The organism is Pseudoalteromonas sp. P1-8 (assembly GCF_001399985.1).
Classification (GTDB): Bacteria; Pseudomonadota; Gammaproteobacteria; order Enterobacterales; family Alteromonadaceae; genus Pseudoalteromonas.
Map to the genome: position 1 here is coordinate 13,920 of NZ_LJSO01000023.1, position 18,444 is coordinate 32,363.

The following is an 18,444-nucleotide window of genomic DNA, read 5'->3' on the forward strand; positions in this document are numbered from 1 at the left end:
CTTAGTCCTCTACGTTCAAGCCCATCGCACGCGCAGAACCTGCGATAGTGCGAACTGCAGCGTCCATATCAGCCGCTGTAAGGTCAGGTCGTTTTGTCTCAACGATTTCTTCAAGTTGAGCACGAGTTACTGTACCCACTTTTTCAGTGTTAGGACGGCCAGAACCTGATTTGATGCCTGCAGCTTTCTTAAGTAAGTAAGCAGCCGGTGGAGTTTTCATGTCGAACGTGAAAGAACGGTCACCGTAAACAGAGATCACTACAGGAACTGGAGCGCCTTTTTCGATAGATTCTGTACGTGCGTTGAACGCTTTACAGAATTCCATGATGTTTACACCGTGTTGACCTAGTGCTGGACCTACTGGAGGACTAGGGTTAGCCATACCAGCGGCAACTTGTAGCTTGATAATAGCTTCAACTTTTTTAGCCATAATAAATACCTCATTTGGTGGGTCATAGCCTTGTGCGCGCGAGGACGCGTACTCTAACGGCTTCCCAGTTTAAAAATTGGTTCTCACTTTTTAGTGATAAAACAAGTCGTAACTTGTCCTAACACAAAAAGGCCGCTGATTATAAGTTAATCAGCGGCCTTTTTCAAGCTTATTGCCAAAATATTAAACGATTTTGGCAGCTTTAATTTTTTTACTTACTTGTCTTGCTCAACTTGACCAAATTCAAGGTCAACAGGTGTCGAACGACCGAAGATAAGAACAGACACTTTCACGCGGCTCTTCTCGTAATCAACTTCTTCAACAACACCGCTGAAGTCAGCAAATGGACCATCGATAACACGAACAACTTCGCCTGGCTCGAATAATGTAGCTGGCTTAGGTGCTTCAGAGTTCTCTTGAAGACGGTTTAAGATGCGGTCAGCTTCTTTTTGGCTAATTGGTGCTGGACGATCAGACGTACCACCAATGAAACCCATAACACGTGCAGTACTGTTCACTAAGTGCCAGCTTGCATCGTTCATGTCCATTTGAACTAGTACGTAACCTGGGAAGAATTTACGCTCAGATTTACGCTTTTGGCCAGCGCGCATCTCAACAACTTCTTCAGTTGGTACTAATACTTCACCAAAACTATCTTCCAAACCTTCGATCTTGATGTGCTCAAGAATAGTTTGTGCTACACGCTTCTCGTAACCAGAGAAAGCTTGTACTACGTACCAACGTAGTTTCTTTTCGTTCTTCTCATCCGACATGGGATTAGATCTCCAATCCAGTTAAAAAGCCTACTGCGCGGAATAAAATGCCATCTAATCCCCAAAGGATAAGCGCCATAATCACAGTTGCAACCATTACAATTAATGTCGTATGTGTTGTTTCTTGGCGAGTTGGCCACACAACTTTACGTACTTCGATACGTGCTTCTTTTGCAAACGCAAGAAAAGTACGACCTTTTTCAGTTAGTGAGGCAATGCCTAAACCAGCTGCAACAGCAACCACTACACCAATAGCACGTAATAATACAGATTGGTCTGCATACATGTGGTTACCAACGACTGCGCCTGCTAGTAGCGCAATTGCTACAATCCACTTTACTGAATCCATCGCACTTGATGGTGTTTCTACATTCGTGCTCATAATATTTTTACCTTAACTACAGACACAACAACCCTGCGCTCTGGCAGGGTTAATCCATTAAAATCTAAACTTAAAAACTGACTTGTTTAAACCGATTTTTAATTTCAGACTTAGCACACATTGTGTAAAAAGTGGCAGGGGCGGAGAGATTCGAACTCCCAACCGTCGGTTTTGGAGACCGCCCCTGCAAAGTGGATGCCTATTATACTTACGCAATTCATTAACACAAGAGTAAAAGATACCCATTAGTTAAAATCTCATCAGTTCGTTTAAAAATCAATATTAACATTGATTAAAAAGCAGTTTATCATAAACCCATTACAGGAACATAAAACAACATGGATCAGTGTGCTGCTATTAAAATCCCCTTTTAATATTGTATTGTTATGCCTCACTTTGTTGATGGCTAATCAGGCTAGTGCGCGTTCTTTACACCTAGGCACTTTTAATAGTCAGCAAGGCCTGAGTCAAAATTCAATCACTTGCAGCATCACCGACCAGCAAGGCTTTTTATGGTTTGCTACACAAGGTGGCTTAAATCGCTTTGATGGTTATGAATTTAAGCGTTTTAAAGCTAACAGCGATCATAAAAGCATTTCAGGGAACTGGATCACCGGCTGTGTTAAAGATAGTAAAAACCAGCTATGGTTTTCGACTGCAAGCAAAGGGCTTAATAGACTCAACCCTAAAACCGGTCTGTTTGAGACTTACTCTACATCTAATAATGATGGACTGAGTGAAGATAAAATCTGGTCTATGGCGTTAGCTAAAGATGATATTCTTTGGCTAGGTCACGAACACGGTAAGTTAACCCGTTTTGATGTATCAAATAATGGCTTTACACACTTTCACTATAAATCAGCCCAGCCATTGGTTCGAGACATTGTTATTACCGATGAACTAATTTGGCTTGCCACAGATAAAGGGCTTATTTCATTTGATCCAATTACTGAGCAATTTACTCAGCATGCTCAGATCGCCGTACCGCTCTGGCATCTCAAGTTGCTTAATGACGAAAAGCTGCTTATTGGCGCTAAAAAAGGCCTTTATATATTAAATTTAGCTACGCAAAGTAGTGAAAAAATCGAACAGTTTAATGGAACCTGGGTAACAGACAGCCTCGTTGACCAACAGCAAAACCTTTGGCTTACAAGCTACGGGCAAGGTCTATACCTTTTACCTGCAGGTGCCGACTTACGAGAGCGATTCACTCAATATCGCCATGACAAACAAAACCCCAACGGCTTAAGCAGCGACTATCTGCTTTCTCTTTTTCAAGACTCGCAAGGTGTTATTTGGCTAGGCACAGATGGCTATGGTGTGCACCGCTATGATCCTAAGCAGCAACAGTTCTCTCATCAATTAAAAGCCTCTCAAGCAAATTCGTTAAGCCATAACTTTGTTCGTTCAATAGTTAAAAGAGCCAGTGGTGAAGTATGGGTTGGCACCCGTGATGGACTCAACCGCAAAACAACGTCTGGTTATCAGCACTTTAAAAACGCCCTACCTAATAACAATATATTTGCCCTACACGAAGATGCTAACCAGCAATTATGGATTGGTACTTACGGTGGCGGTTTAATTAAGTATCAAGACAGCCTTGATGAGTTTACAACTTTCACCATGCAAAGCCACCAGCTAGCCAGTGATCGTGTTTACGCAATTACCAGCGACAAAACAGGTGCACTTTGGCTAGGTAGTAACCAAGGCTTAACCCGCTTTGAACCCACCTCTGCCAAGGTGACTCACTATAAGCACAATGATGCGCAAAATAGCCTTGCCAACAACACCGTATTTACTTTGGCTTATGATAATGAAGAGCACGCATTATGGATTGGTACCCGAGCAGGACTCAATAAACTCGATATCTCAACAGAGCAATTTAGTTTATTAGATGAGCAAGATTCAGGCGAGACAGGGCTTAGCCACAATATGGTTACCTCTTTATTACTCAGTGAAGACAGCATTTGGGTTGGCACCATGCAAGGCTTGAATCAGGTCAATAAACATACCCTCACAGTGAAACACATAACTGAGCAGCAAGGATTAGCTAATGACAACGTTTTTGACATTCTTGCCGATAAACAAGGCACGCTTTGGCTTGCAACCAATGGCGGACTCACTCGCTATAACCCCAGCACACAGCAAATTCAGCAGTTTTTGCCTGAAGATGGTATTCAACACCAGTCATTTATACTGGGTGCGAGCTTTCAAGCTGACGATGGCGAGTTATTTTTTGGTGGTATTAATGGCTACAATCATTTTTACCCTGAGCAACTAACCTTATCGCACACTCCCCCAACTCCAGTGTTAACTGAGTTATTACTTAATAACCGAGCAATTAAAAGTAATCATTTTGATAAGCAAACCAATACGCTTGCTAGTGCAACTCAGACATTCTCGTTTGCAAAATCAGCGGGGGTTATCGGCTTTAAATTTAGTGCATTAAAAAATGGCGCGACTCCAAAACATTATCAATATGGCTACAAGCTAGCTGGCTTTGATGAGCAATTTTTATATACCGATGCATCCCTTAGGCAAATTAACTACCCGCAATTGCCTGCTGGTAACTACCAGTTATTGCTAAAAGCAAAAGATCAATATGGCCAATGGAGTGACAGTACACAGCTATTAGAACTTACTGTTGTGCCTCCTTGGTGGCAAACTAAATTAGCCTACGGCATTTACTTTACGTTTGCTTTAGCACTGACTTGGCTTGTGTTAAATGCCTTGTACAAGCGCAAACTAGCAGAGCAAGAGAAGCAAACCGAAATTGAGTTAAACAAATTAAAAGATCAGTTTTTAGATAACATCAGCCACGAACTCAAAACACCACTTAGCTTAATACTCGCTCCGGTAAGTCAGTTACAGCGAAGCAATGCAGACTCTCAAGCTCAAACGCAACTAGCCAGTATCAAACGTAACTGCCAGCGCTTACTAGAGCTCATCAATCAACTTTTACAACTGAGTCAACGTCCAAGCACGGCAATTTACACTGTCAGCCCCTATTCTATTACGCCATTTTTAACAGATTTAGTGGCGGATTTCAGACCTCTGTATGAGCAAAAACAGCTGCAATTTAGCTTCACAGACACCACCACTACAGCACTTAAGATTAACCTTGCTCCTGAACATGCCCACTCGATTTTCAGTAACCTGATAAGCAATGCACTTAAGTACACCCCTTCAGGTGGCACTGTCGATATTCACCTTAGTGAAGTGCAACAAGCGTTACAGTTTAAAATTAATGATACCGGTGTGGGTATTGCCAGTGAGCATCAGCAGTCTATTTTTCAGCGCTTTACTCGCTTAACATCGTCAGAACCAGGAAGTGGTATTGGCCTGAGCTTAGTAAAACAACTCGTTGAAAAGTATGGAGGCTCTATCAGTGTAAGCAGTAACATCGCTGAAGGTAGCTGCTTTACTGTGTCATTGCCTATGATTGAAAGTGCTGATAATCAAGCAAATAGCGCTATGCAAGTTCATACCTCACAACAGACATTGCTGATTGTTGAGGATAATGAGGAAATGGCAGAGCTGCTCCTTTCTTTATTTAATAACGAGTTTAACTGTATCTGTGCAACTGATGGTCAGCAAGCTCTCGACCTTTGCCAGACAGACCTGCCTGAACTCATAATTAGTGATGTGATGATGCCAAATATGGATGGTTATCAATTATTAACAGCACTGCGTTCAAACCCAGCCACCAGCCATATCCCAGTATTATTACTTTCAGCTAAAGCAGATACCCACAGCCGCTTAAAAGGGCTTGATTTATTAGCTGATGACTTTTTAAGTAAACCTTTTGAACCGACTCTACTAGTAAGCAGAGTAAAAGGACTGCTTAATCTGAGACAAATTTTAAACCAACACCTAACAGCACAACTGGCAGCTCCTCTGAATAGCGATACAGCGGCAGTAACAGTACAAAATAAAGATTACTCTTTTACAGAAAAGCTTAAGCAGATAGTACAAGCGCATTACCAAGATGAAAGCTTCTCGGTTGAGCAACTAGCCTCTGCGTTATGTTTAAGCTCTCGAGCTCTGCAACTAAAAATGAAAGCCTTGTACTCACAAACGCCTTCTGATTATTTGCGTAATACTCGCTTAGAGTTTGCAAAAAAACAGCTAATCGATAGTGCGTTAGCAATTGGTCAAGTAGCGGAGCAAGCAGGTTTTAGTTCACAAAGCTATTTTGCCCGAAGCTTTAAAAGCTATGTTGGCTTATCACCAAAACAGTATCGAGAAAAATATCAAAAACATGCCGAATTTCGCGTCAGTGAATAAATTTTTCGCCTGAGTGCTATTAATAACACACTGATTTTTATAGCTTATCCATACAAACGTCAATAACAACAAAGCCCATAGTGCGGCGTTATTTACTGCATGAGATATAAGTTAAGGAAAGTCATATGCTCACCAAAACACACAAAGCAATTTCGATTACGTTACTTGCTGCAGCACTGACTGCATGCCAGAGTACTTCGACAACCACCAGCAATAACAATAGCCCAGATGTAAACGAAGTTGCACAGCAGCAGTACAATGGCCCAAAAGCTCGGATCGCTGTTGCCCGCTTTACTGATAAATCAAACGATTCACGTTGGTGGCGTAAAGAAATTGGTGAAGGTATGGCCGATCAACTCACAACGGCATTAGTTAGCACCAATCGCTTTATTGTTTTAGAGCGACAAGCACTTGATGCCGTATTATCAGAACAAGACCTTGCTGTGTCAGGCCGTGTGAGTGCAGCATCAGGAGCTGCGTATGGTGAAATAGAGGGAGCCGAAATTGTTGTGGTTGCCGCAGTCACAGAGTTCGACGATGACAACTCAGGCACTCGTGTCGGCAGTGGTGGCTTTATCGGCGATGTATTTAGCTCGGTATCGGCGGGTTTTTCAAGTTCGCACATGGCGATAGATTTACGCTTAATCGACACGCGTACTTCACGTATTTTAGCCGCTACCAGCGTTGAAGGTGGCAGTAAAGATTTTGACTTTACCTCTGCTGCTACCAATTTTGGTGGCGCACTCGTTGGTGGTAATCTAAGTAGTTGGTCAAACACGCCAAAAGAAAAAGCACTGCGTGAAGTGATCGTAAAAGCCGTTGAGTTTTTAGAATCAAAAGTGCCAACAACTTATTATCGCTATAATAGTGATAACACCATTGCAGCTGGCCATACAGCCCCTGCACCACTAAAAATAACCGCAGCTGCAGCTCCTGCTAAAGCGCCAGTTGCATCGGTTAGTGTTCCAACTCACAGAATGCCTTACTACGAAAAAACAGACTTAGCGATGTCACGACTGAATTTGGTTTGTTTGGGTTATTTGAAAAGGCAGCCTCACTACGAAGAATATGAAATAGAAGACGTAGAGTACGATGAAGCAACGGTGATTGCGCTCACTGAGTATCAGCAAGAAAAAAAGCTGAAAGTGACAGGCCTTGCTGATGAGACAACTAAAAAGTCTCTTGATGATTCAGGGTGTATTGCCAAAACGAACAAATCAAGTTTAGAAAGCTTTGGCAGTATGTTTAAATTTAACTAAGCAAACTAACAGCCAGTGCCCCGCTGGCTGTTTAAAACCTTAGTTTGTACCTTTCACCAGTGGTACACCATTGTTACCAACAGGAATATAAACTGTTGTATGGTTAGGTGACTCAGCCATCTTTAACTGCGCATTAATAGCTTCATGTTGTAGATAATTTGGCGTCAAAGTGGCATTAATAATTTTTTGCGCCTGTGCAATACCTTTCGCTTCTTCTACACGTATCTCAGCATCTTTCCGTGCAATTTCTTTTTGCGTTTCTTTTTCAGACAGTAATTGTTGTGCAGCCAACTTTTTCTCAACAGCATTAGCAACAATAGCCGGATAGTTAATATTTCCCACTACGACATTGGCGAGCTTAAATGGCGTTGGTTCTAAATACGCTTTTAACCGGGCTGTTACTTCTGAAGCTATTTTCTCGCGATTGGTCTTTAACACACCACTATCGTATTGCTGCACTATATCACGCACATAAGTTCTAAATGTTTCACGAACAAATCGCGGATACCAATCTTCACCACCGTATTGCTCAACCACCGCTCTGACAGAGCCGCTTTCTATTGAAATGACCGCATGAAAATCAAAACTAATGTTTAAGTCATCGTTAGCTAAGATTTTAAATGCTTCAGTATACGTATTCGGGCGCATATCAATATTAATCACCTGATTACGCCAAAGTGACATGCCGTAATTAGCTGGGCCAATCATAGTGCCTTGATAACCGCCTTCACCAAACACCCGCGGCTTTTCAAATACGTAACCCTCTTCACCCGCTGGTGTACTTGGGTTAGTACATGCCGTGAGCGATACAGCCACTAAACCTGCTAATGCTAAACTTGGAAAAACACTCGATAGAAGTGTTTGCGTCCCTGAACGTTTAAATTTCATTGTTGTTATCTCATTCCATTATAAAATTTGTAATAACTCACCACGATAAAAATCACATAACAACCAAATTTGTTGAAATGGATGCTGCTTAGGCACATCAAGGTGAGTAAGTACTGACTTAAAATCATCAAGATGCCATATAGTACTGGCATTTCGAATTAATAACCAAGGCTGAGTAGACTCGTAGTGTTTCTTAGCTTTTTGTGCCAGTAAGCGATACAAAGCACAGTGCAGACGCTCGTTACTCGGTGCTAAAGCCATTTCAGCGAGATCTCGTTGCATTGAGATAGACAGCGGCCGACCTAACACCGCCATTGCTTCTGTTTCGCTGGCATATAAATGTGCGACTTCAATATCAAGCCGTTCATCACCCTTATAACAACTCACGTCTGGTTTGCTTGGCGTGTTATGCCAAATATTACGCATACTTACGCCAAACTGCTTTTCGTAACAGCGCAAAAACAACTTTGCTGCGCCATGCTCGAGCGCTATTTTTTCTTGTTCACTTTCACGATTCATTTAATGTTGCATACACATCTTTTAATAACCCAGAAGCGCCAAAACGAAATAGCTCGGGTTGTAAGTACGCTTCACCCATGATTGATTCAGCTAGGGCTAAATAATCAGCAGCATCGGTGACTGTTCTGACCCCGCCTGCCGCCTTAAAACCAACCTTTTTACCACTCGCTTTTATAGTATTTAACATGATGTCAGTTGCAGCTAGCGTTGCATTTACAGTCACTTTACCGGTACTGGTTTTAACGAAATCCGCGCCGCCATCAATTGCTAGTTTAGTTGCTGTTGCAATGAGGTCATCGCTTAATTCGCCACTTTCGATTATGACTTTAAGCTGCGCTTGAGTGCCACATGCCTCTTTTGACGCTTTGACATACTCTAAAACTTTGCGCTCATCACCACCAATAAGCGCTTTGTAGGGGATCACTAAATCAATTTCATCAGCGCCGCGTTCAATGGCAAATAGGGTTTCATTTAACACTTGCTCTAACGGCTCATCCCCACTAGGAAAGTTCGTAACTGTAGCCACTTTGACTTGCTGTAGTTCGCGCTCAGCGAGAGCAAGCTTTGCATCGCTTACAAACTGGCTATACACACAGACCGCTGCAGGAATGCCTAACGTTGGCTCAATACTGGCAACCAAGTTATTAATGGTTTCTGTTGTGTCGCTGTCATTCAGAGTTGTTAAGTCCATCAGTGCCACCGCTTGGGCAGCGCTTGTTTGCATTTTAGTCATAGCTCTTATATTTGTGTTGCCATATTAGTGACCTATAGTAGCAAATTTTTATCATTCGGCTATAAATCATAACTAATCACCATAAGGCTGCTTATTTACTTGTAACTCGCCGCAATCCCTTGTTAACTAAGTCTTAAGCCAAAACAAACCACCTGGTATAACTTTTAGTTATATAAACTTGGTTTTAATTATTTTTTACTTTTTTTAGAGCACTATATTCTGCTTGCCTGCAATAAGCAGTTTCTTGATGTGTTTTAGGGGTGAGAACAAAGTGCAATATTTACCAATCTTTACCAAATTAGACGACAAACCTGTGCTGGTAGTCGGCGGTGGAGATGTCGCATTACGCAAATGCCGTGCATTTTTAAAAGCGCGTGCTCATGTGACGCTAGTCGCCCCTGAATTTTGTGATGAACTTCGAGAACTTGCTGAGAAAGGTGATGTAACACTCATTAACGACTTTTTCAAAGAACAGTATTTAGATCAGCAAATGCTGGTAATCGCTGCAACTGATATAGACAGCGTTAACAAAGATGTGTTCGAACTTGCTAATGCGCGCAATATTTTCGTTAACGTGGTGGATGATCAACCTAAGTGCAGCTTTATTTTTCCATCAATTGTTGACCGTGATCCAATCACAATTGCAATTTCAAGCGCAGGCACAGCGCCAGTATTAGCACGTCGTTTACGTGAAAAACTTGAAACGCTTATTCCACAGCATATTGGTCCACTTGCTACATTAGTTGGTAGCTTTCGCGACAAAGTAAAACAACGCTTTAAACACTTTGCTGATCGTCGTCAGTTTTGGGAAGGCGTATTTGATTCATCAGTTGTAAGCAAAGTACAAGCGGGTAATACCGAAGCTGCAACAGCGCAGTTAGAGCAATTATTAGATGCAAAGCCAGAACCAGAAGGCGAAGTGTATGTTGTAGGTGCAGGCCCAGGTGACCCTGAGCTACTAACCTTAAAAGCACTACAGTTAATGCAACAAGCCGACGTAGTTGTATATGACTACTTAGTTTCTGATGAAATTATGGATTTAGTACGCCGTGATGCCGACCTAGTTTGCGTAGGTAAACGTTTAGGCGATCACAGCGTAGCGCAAGAAGATACCAATCAGATGTTGGTCGATTTTGCCAAGCAAGGCAAAAAAGTTTGCCGTATTAAAGGTGGCGACCCGTTTATTTATGGTCGTGGTGGTGAAGAAGTACAAGTTCTTGCCGCGAATAAAGTTCGCTACCAAATCGTACCGGGTATTACTGCTGCTGCAGGCTGTAGCGCTTATGCTGGTATTCCACTTACTCACAGAGATCATGCGCAAGCTATTCAGTTTGTAACGGGTCACTGTAAAAAAGATGGTCAAGAATTAGATTGGCAGTCACTTGCCAAGCCAAATCAGACCTTAGCGATTTATATGGGAGTGATTAAATCACCACATATTCAAGCACAACTATTAAAACATGGCCGCGGTGCAGATACCCCCGTTGCCATTATTGAAAACGGCACACGTAAAGAACAACGTGTGGTAACAGGGCAATTAGGTGAGCTGGCCGACTTGATTTCGCGCCATAGCATTATTTCACCCGCCTTATTAATTATTGGCGAAGTTGCATCATTGCATCATCAGCTTGCATGGTTTGGTCAAACAGAGCAAACCAGCAGCTTTGCCCAGCCAATTACTGGCGTAGCTTAATTTAACTTTTAATCATTTTAGTAGGACGACTAACAATGGCTTTAACACACCTTCAGCAATTAGAAGCTGAAAGTATCAAAATCATGCGCGAAGTTGCTGCTGAGTTTGAAAACCCGGTGATGCTTTACTCAATCGGTAAAGATTCATCAGTGTTATTACACTTAGCGCGTAAAGCGTTTTATCCAGCAAAGATCCCATTTCCACTTTTACACGTTGATACCAACTGGAAGTTTAAGGAAATGATCGAGTTTCGTGACCGCCTAGCTAAAGAGTATGGCTTTGATTTAATCGTCCACAAAAACCCTGAAGGGTTAGAGATTGATATCAATCCATTTGTACACGGCTCAGCAAAGCACACCGACATCATGAAAACGCAAGGCTTAAAGCAAGCGTTAGATAAATACGGCTTTGATGCTGCGTTTGGTGGGGCACGCCGTGACGAAGAGAAATCACGTGCTAAAGAGCGTGTTTACTCATTCCGTGACAAACACCACAGATGGGATCCAAAAAACCAACGTCCAGAGCTTTGGAATACGTACAACAGCCAAGTAAACCCGGGTGAAAGCATTCGTGTATTCCCGTTATCTAACTGGACTGAACTTGATATTTGGCAGTATATCTACCAAGAAAACATTGAAATGGTTCCACTTTACCTTGCTAAAGAACGCCCAGTCGTTGAGCGTAACGGCACGCTAATCATGGTTGATGACGAGCGTATGCCATTAGAAGAAGGCGAAGTACCACAAATGAAATCTGTCCGTTTCCGTACCCTTGGTTGTTACCCGCTGACAGGTGCTGTGGAATCAAATGCAGGTACCTTAACTGAAATTATTGAAGAGATGCTGCTTTCAACCTCTTCTGAGCGTGAAGGCCGCGTGATTGATCACGACTCTGCTGGTTCAATGGAAAAGAAAAAACGTGAGGGCTATTTCTAATGTCTAAAACAAACGACACGATTAATGAAGTAAGAGAGTTAGGTATCGACGCCTACCTTGCACGTCAACAAGACAAAAGCCTTTTACGCATGCTGACCTGTGGTAGTGTGGATGACGGTAAATCAACGCTGATTGGCCGCCTTTTACACGATAGTCACCAAATTTATGAAGACCAACTTGCAGCCCTGCATAAAGACAATGAAAAAGTCGGTAATGCCGGTGAAGAGCTTGATTTAGCACTCCTTGTAGATGGTCTTCAAGCTGAACGTGAGCAAGGTATTACCATTGACGTTGCTTATCGTTACTTCTCAACAGCAAAACGTAAGTTCATTATTGCTGATACGCCAGGACATGAGCAGTACACGCGCAACATGGTGACCGGTGCATCAACCAGTGATGTGGCGATTATCCTAGTTGACGCTCGTTACGGCGTACAAGTACAAACTAAGCGTCATAGCTTTATCTGTGACTCATTAGGTATTAAACAGTTTGTTGTTGCTATAAACAAAATGGATATCGTCGATTTCGATGAAACCGTATACGAGAAAATCAAAGCCGACTACCTTAAGTTTGCAGAGCAGCTAAACGTTACTAATATCAAATTTGTGCCTATGTCAGCGCTTAAAGGTGACAACGTAGTTACACGCTCAGAGCGCACACCTTATTACACAGAAAAGCCACTACTGGAATTACTTGAAGACTCACCAGCTGCTGAACTTGATAACGGGTTTGAAGCGCGTCTTCCAGTGCAATATGTAGTACGCCCTAACTTAGACTTCCGAGGCTTTCAAGGTACTTTAACGTCTGGCAAGTTCAGCGTGGGTGATGCGGTAAAGGTATTACCATCAGGTAAAAGCTCAAGCATCAAAGAGATTGTGACTTTCGATGGCAACTTAGATACAGCTGAAGCAGGTCAAGCAATTACCTTAACGTTAAACGACGAAATTGATATCAGCCGTGGCGATGTGATTGTGCCAGCCGCTTCAAAAGCCGCTGTTACAAACCGTATTAAAGCTAAATTAGTATGGATGCATGAAGCACCGTTAGTATTAGGTAAAAGCTATAACTTTAAGTTAGGCAGCAAAAACACCTCGGCAGTGGTAAGAAAAATCGATCACACGATTGATGTAAATACCCTTGAGCATGGTGAAGCAGACTCATTACAACTTAACGAAATTGCGATTGTAACCTTAGAGCTTACAGAAACAATTTTGGCTGATGAGTACCACAACAACCATGAAACAGGTGCGTTTATCCTAATTGACCGCCTATCAAACCTAACCGTTGCGGCAGGTATGATTGAGCAATTACTTAGCACTGAAGAACAGCAAAGTAGCTTTAGCGACTTTGAAGTTGAATTTAATGCTTTAGTACGCAAGCACTTCCCTCATTGGCAAGCGCTTGATATAACTAAGCTTAAATAATCACTATTCGCCTGTTATAGGAAGTAAAAAGCATGTATCAACAGCTGGTATTAACAGGCATTATGCTGGTATTAGTGGGGTGCCTTTTTGGCACTCGACTAAAACCTGCATGGTTATTTGTCGGCGCCATTGGTATTAGTTATTTAGCAGGGCTAATAAGCCTTGAAGATATGTTAATTAACTATGCAAACCCTTCTTTAATCACCCTTATTCTACTTGTACTCGTTTCGATAGCCGTAGAAAAAACCACGCTAGTGCAAAAACTTGCTCAGTCTCTTTCGAAAGGCAGCCTGACAAGTTCGGTGACCAAGCTTGGTTTATCAACCGCCTTTTTATCATCATTTACCAATAATACTGCGGTAGTGGCATCGCTGATCAGTGCGATAAAAGAAAACCCGACACATTCACCGTCTAAGCTTTTATTACCTTTATCGTACACTGCTATTTTAGGTGGCACGATCACTCTGATAGGCACCTCAACAAATTTAATTGTTAATGGCTTTGCCGTTGAAGCGGGCATGGAGCCGCTTGGCTTTTTTGATTTTACCTTGATTGGTTTAGGTGCATTGAGTGTAGGACTTATCACTATTTTAGTGATGCTCAAGTATTTACCAGACAACGGTAAAAATAACCAAGAAGTTGTCCCTTTTTACCTTGAAGGTAAAGTAGAAACCGGCTCAAAGCTCATTGGTAAAAGTGTTGAGGAAAATGGCCTTCGTGAATTAAAAGACTTGTTCTTAGCCGAAATAATCCGTGGTGATAAACGTATTTGCGCAGTTACGCCAAAACAAGTTATCAAAGAAAGTGACGTATTACTTTTTGTAGGTGATATAAAGTCTGTGCCTCTGCTTACCCGATTTGATGGCTTAAAAGTTGTTCACGACAAACATGAGAAAGATGTTGAGCACCTAGTTGAAGTCGTTGTTAGCCATTCTTCAAAATACATTGGTAAAACAATTAAAGAAGTTCGCTTTCGTGAACAATTTCATGCAGCCGTTATTGCTATTCGCCGCGGCCATGATCGTTTACAAGGCGGCTTAGGTAAAGTTCAATTGCAAGCGGGTGACTCATTGATCCTTGCGCCTGGCAAAGAGTTTTACTCGCTACCTAATTTAAAACGTGAGTTCGTTTATATATCAGGCCTTGATTTACAAACCCATTTAAAACCTAAGCAATCAAATATTGTATTAGCAAGTTTTGCTGCCGTATTGGGGTTAAGTATTGTTGGCCTAGTACCATTAGTAAAAGGCCTACTCGTTCTTCTTATCGGTTTAATGCTAACAGGCACAATCAAGCTAAGTGAAGTAAAACGTCGTTTTCCGATTGAGTTACTCGCAGTAGTGGGCAGCGCTATTGGCCTTGCCAAACTCATGATAGGCACAGGCCTTGCCGGTGAAATTTCATCAGCCATGTTATACGTATTAGGTGGTTTTGGGCCTTACGGGGCATTTATCGCAATATTTTTAATGACGGTTTTATTTACCGAACTCATTACCAATAATGCCGCTGCCGCGCTTTCATTTCCGGTAGCGTATGCACTCGCCGTTGGTTTTGATGTATCACCTTTGCCTTTTATTATGGCTGTCGCATTTGGTGCATCGGCTAGCTTCATTTCGCCATTTGGTTATCAAACTAACTTGATGGTTTACAGTGCGGGAAATTACCGCCTTAAAGATTACATTGCCATGGGCTTACCTTTATCGATTATTTACTCGATTACAGTATTAATACTTATACCACTGGTATTCCCATTTCAATAACGAGAGTAAAGACAATGGATGAAAATATCGTTTGGCATAATTACGCCATTAGCAAATCACAGCGTAGTGAGCAAAAAAAGCATAAGCCTGCCATTCTATGGTTCACTGGTTTTTCAGGTTCAGGCAAAAGCACAGTTGCGAACGCACTAGAAAGCGCATTAAATCAATTAGGTGTTCACACCTATCTACTCGATGGTGACAATGTGCGTCATGGCTTGTGTAAAGATCTTGGCTTTACTGATGAAGACCGCGTGGAAAACATTCGCCGCGTCGGTGAAACTGCAAAGCTGATGGTCGATGCCGGTCTTGTGGTATTAACCGCATTTATTTCGCCATTCCAAAGCGAACGCAATATGGTAAGAAACTTAGTAGAGGATGGTGAGTTTATTGAGGTATTTTTAGATACCCCCCTCGACGTTTGTGAAACACGCGACCCTAAAGGGCTTTATAAAAAAGCCCGTGCAGGTGAAATTAAGCACTTCACAGGTATCGACTCAGACTATCAAGTCCCTACATCGCCAGAAATTAAAATCGATACTAGCAAAAACACCCTAGACCAATCGGTGCAAGAGCTGGTAGCGTATTTAAAACAACAGCAAATTATAGGTTAAGTCATGAATCAAACGGAACTGCTAGAAGAAATCTTACTCCTCGCACGCCAAGCCGGTAGCGCAATAATGGGGATTTACGAAAAGGACTTTAATGTTGAGTACAAAGCTGATGAAAGCCCAGTGACCGACGCCGACCTAGCAGCTCACAAAGTGATTGTGAATGGCTTACAACATCTTACCCCTGATGTACCAATTCTAAGCGAAGAAAGCGCTGATATTAGCTGGGATATTCGTCAAACTTGGCACCGCTACTGGTTAGTAGACCCAATTGATGGCACCAAAGAGTTCATTAAAAAAAATGGCGAGTTTACAGTAAACATTGCCTTGATAGAAAAAGGTAAACCGGTATTAGCTGTTGTTGATGCACCAGCATTAGGTGTGTCGTATATTGCCGCAGAAGCAATAGGTGCCTTTAAAGATAAAGGTGATGAACGTATCGAACTTAAGGTAACTCGTAAGCCAAATAAAGGGCTTATTCGTGTTGTCGGCAGCCGTTCACACCCTTCTCCAGATTTAGCTGAATTTGTAAAACAGTTTGAAGATGTAGAAATGGTTTCAAAGGGAAGCTCGCTAAAACTTTGTCTGGTTGCCGAAGGTAGTGCAGATATATACCCACGCCTTGGCCCAACCTGTGAGTGGGATACCGGAGCTGGCCATGCGATTGCCGAAATAGCAGGTGCAACGGTTAGTAAACTCGATGGCAGCCCACTACTGTATAACAGTAAAGAAGAGTATCTGAATCCGTTTTTTGTCGTATCTGCATTACAGAACTAAAGCGTTCCGTTAAATATCGTAGGCTGGGTAGAGCGTAGCGAAACCCAGCATCTATCCTATCATCGTAACTCTAGCCCCTTTAATACTCCTTATTTTACAATCAGTTTAACCTAGCCAATAAGCCTTTGTTCCTATAGTATTTTGCTCTCTCAAACTATTAAAGGAATAACCATGACGACTGTTGAAAAAGCAATTGAAGCCGGCTATGAGGCACAAATTACCGCACTTTATAAAGCCCTTTCACAAGGAGTGCTTGCCGCTAATGGCGATGAAAGCGAAATCACTGCAGCTGAAGAACGTTTTAAGAAAGGTTTAGTATTTGCCGCAGATATTAAAGCTCGCGCACTTGCAGCAGCAGAATAAATACCACAACAGGGCTTTATAAATAAGCCCTGCCACCTTCCTTTGTAAGTCTCTCCTTACAGCATAGTTATCTAAATACAACGCTAAAACATGCATTCTTAATCGCTTTTCTATATGCTGCGCGACAATTATTATTCTAATAGTGGAGTGCTAATGAACACACATCAAGATGCTATGCCGTATGATGCATCGACAACAAGTAGGAACTCAAAATGGAACCTTCATGACACCCAGTGGGTATTAAGTTTATTTGGCACCGCAGTCGGTGCGGGGATCTTATTCTTACCAATTAATATCGGTATCGGCGGATTTTGGCCTTTGATTATCATGGCATGCCTTGCCTTTCCGATGACCTACTTAGCTCACAGAGGTTTAGCCCGATTTGTTTTATCATCAAAAAAGCCTGAAGCGGATTTTACCGATGTTGTAGAAGAACACTTTGGCATTAATGCAGGGCGCTTAATATCTTTACTGTATTTTCTTTCTATCTTCCCTATCTTACTTATTTATGGTGTTGGCTTAACCAATACAGTAGACAGTTTTATCGTTAATCAATTAGGTATGGAGTCGCCACCACGCGTACTGTTATCTGGTGTGCTCGTTGGCGGTATGATCAGTTTAATGCTAGGTGGTGAAGCATTGATGTTACGTGCTTTTGCAATCCTTGTTTATCCTCTCGTCGCTATCTTGTTTTTCTTATCGATTTACTTGATCCCAAGTTGGCAAATGCCAGATGTAACAGTGCCTGAGTTTTCTGGCTTCATGAAAACACTTTGGTTATCAATACCTATCATCGTATTCTCATTTAGCCACGCAGCTGCGATATCAAGCTTTGTACATGTACAGCGTGCTCACTATGGCAACAATGCTAAAATGAAGTCAGAAGCAATTCTGAAGCGTACCAGTCTACTATTAATCGTGTTTGTTTTACTGTTTGTATTCTCATGTGTGTTGTCACTATCTACTGAGCAAATGGTACAAGCAAAAGCTGATAACGTGTCTATCTTGTCATTCCTTGCCAATATCACTGATAACTCGTTTATTGCGACCTTAGGGCCACTAGTTGCCTTTATTGCAATTACCTCTTCGTTCTTAGGTCACTTCTTAGGTGCCCGTGAAAGCTTTAATGGTCTTGTTAGTAAGCAAGCCCATATGAACCCTAAACTCGTTGATAAAATTGGCACTGTTATCATGTTCTTCGCTATTTGGTATTGTTCAGTGATCAACCCAAGTATTTTAGACATGATGGATCAACTATCAGGCCCTATCATCGCCATGATCCTTTTCATCATGCCGATGATTGCCGTTTATAAAGTACCTAGCTTACACAAATACAGAAACCGCTTAAGCACACTGTTTGTATTAACAGTTGGCTCTCTAGCTGTGTTTGCACTTATCTACAGCATGATTAAGTAATCTCATCATTGTTAGATATAGAAGCCCAGCCGGGAAACCGGCTGGGCTTTTTTGGTTTGCGAGTTGGGAGTGAAGTTAGAAAGGGGAAAGTTGAAAGAGTAAAGCTTGGAAGTTTGGCGTAGGTTGGGTAGAGCGAAGTGAAACCCAACCTACGCCAGAGCTATCAGCTTTCAGCCGTCAGCGATCAGCCGATAGGT

Annotated in this window: 16 protein-coding genes; 10 read left to right on the plus strand and 6 right to left on the minus strand. The window is 42.1% G+C overall.

What is annotated here, in order from left to right:
* Position 1: 1 nt before the first annotated feature.
* The 3 genes from rplK to secE form a co-directional block, all read right to left on the minus strand.
* Positions 2-430, minus strand: coding sequence for a 50S ribosomal protein L11 (rplK, locus tag AN213_RS19565; RefSeq protein ID WP_054554827.1), 429 nt, complete (start codon positions 428-430; stop codon positions 2-4).
* Positions 431-645: 215 nt separating this feature from the next.
* Positions 646-1,203 carry a transcription termination/antitermination protein NusG gene (nusG, locus tag AN213_RS19570; protein WP_054554826.1) on the minus strand — a complete coding sequence of 186 codons (558 nt, stop codon included), beginning with the start codon at positions 1,201-1,203 and terminating at the stop codon, positions 646-648.
* A gap of 4 nt (positions 1,204-1,207) precedes the next feature.
* Complete coding sequence (gene secE / locus AN213_RS19575) at positions 1,208-1,585, minus strand: preprotein translocase subunit SecE (RefSeq protein WP_036971579.1); 378 nt, start codon at positions 1,583-1,585, stop codon at positions 1,208-1,210.
* A gap of 402 nt (positions 1,586-1,987) precedes the next feature.
* Between secE and AN213_RS19580 the strand changes: the two genes are divergently transcribed.
* Entirely contained in the window at positions 1,988-5,872 is a 3,885-nt protein-coding gene (locus AN213_RS19580; protein WP_236702942.1) for a two-component regulator propeller domain-containing protein, read from the plus strand.
* A gap of 125 nt (positions 5,873-5,997) precedes the next feature.
* Positions 5,998-7,131: a CsgG/HfaB family protein gene (locus AN213_RS19585; RefSeq protein WP_055199431.1), complete on the plus strand. Its 1,134-nt coding sequence runs from the start codon at positions 5,998-6,000 to the stop codon at positions 7,129-7,131.
* Between the two features lie 39 nt (positions 7,132-7,170).
* Here the strand turns inward: AN213_RS19585 and AN213_RS19590 are convergent, their stop codons facing one another.
* From AN213_RS19590 to deoC, 3 genes are read right to left on the minus strand one after another with little or no spacing between them, the layout of a single operon-like run.
* On the minus strand, positions 7,171-8,019 hold the full coding sequence (locus AN213_RS19590) for an SPFH domain-containing protein (RefSeq protein ID WP_055199432.1): 849 nt from the start codon (positions 8,017-8,019) through the stop codon (positions 7,171-7,173).
* Between the two features lie 18 nt (positions 8,020-8,037).
* On the minus strand, positions 8,038-8,538 hold the full coding sequence (locus tag AN213_RS19595) for a hypothetical protein (protein ID WP_054564006.1): 501 nt from the start codon (positions 8,536-8,538) through the stop codon (positions 8,038-8,040).
* A complete protein-coding gene (gene deoC, locus AN213_RS19600; protein ID WP_055199433.1) occupies positions 8,528-9,271 on the minus strand; it encodes a deoxyribose-phosphate aldolase in 744 nt (247 codons plus the stop codon). Before deoC ends, AN213_RS19595 begins: the two co-directional genes overlap by 11 nt.
* A 271-nt stretch (positions 9,272-9,542) precedes the next feature.
* Here deoC and cysG point away from each other — a divergent pair, with 271 nt between their 5' ends.
* The 8 genes from cysG (at position 9,543) to AN213_RS19640 (ending at position 18,247) form a co-directional block, all read left to right on the plus strand.
* A complete protein-coding gene (gene cysG / locus AN213_RS19605) occupies positions 9,543-10,964 on the plus strand; it encodes a siroheme synthase CysG (RefSeq protein WP_054564014.1) in 1,422 nt (473 codons plus the stop codon).
* Between the two features lie 35 nt (positions 10,965-10,999).
* The gene (gene cysD / locus AN213_RS19610; RefSeq protein ID WP_054564008.1) at positions 11,000-11,899 is read left to right on the plus strand and encodes a sulfate adenylyltransferase subunit CysD; all 900 of its coding nucleotides are present in this window, start codon (positions 11,000-11,002) and stop codon (positions 11,897-11,899) included.
* On the plus strand, positions 11,899-13,323 hold the full coding sequence (gene cysN, locus AN213_RS19615; RefSeq protein WP_055199434.1) for a sulfate adenylyltransferase subunit CysN: 1,425 nt from the start codon (positions 11,899-11,901) through the stop codon (positions 13,321-13,323). Before cysD ends, cysN begins: the two co-directional genes overlap by 1 nt.
* Before the next feature lie 32 nt (positions 13,324-13,355).
* Entirely contained in the window at positions 13,356-15,083 is a 1,728-nt protein-coding gene (locus AN213_RS19620) for an SLC13 family permease (RefSeq protein WP_055199435.1), read from the plus strand.
* Positions 15,084-15,097: 14 nt separating this feature from the next.
* Positions 15,098-15,694, plus strand: coding sequence for an adenylyl-sulfate kinase (cysC, locus tag AN213_RS19625; RefSeq protein ID WP_055199436.1), 597 nt, complete (start codon positions 15,098-15,100; stop codon positions 15,692-15,694).
* Between the two features lie 3 nt (positions 15,695-15,697).
* Positions 15,698-16,468 (plus strand): 3'(2'),5'-bisphosphate nucleotidase CysQ, encoded by a 771-nt coding sequence (gene cysQ / locus AN213_RS19630; RefSeq protein ID WP_055199437.1) that lies wholly within the window; start codon positions 15,698-15,700, stop codon positions 16,466-16,468.
* A gap of 171 nt (positions 16,469-16,639) precedes the next feature.
* Complete coding sequence (locus AN213_RS19635; RefSeq protein WP_055199438.1) at positions 16,640-16,831, plus strand: hypothetical protein; 192 nt, start codon at positions 16,640-16,642, stop codon at positions 16,829-16,831.
* 153 nt (positions 16,832-16,984) lie between these two features.
* Positions 16,985-18,247, plus strand: a complete 1,263-nt coding sequence (locus AN213_RS19640) for an aromatic amino acid transport family protein (protein ID WP_055199439.1) — start codon at positions 16,985-16,987, stop codon at positions 18,245-18,247.
* The last annotated feature ends 197 nt before the right edge of the window (positions 18,248-18,444 follow it).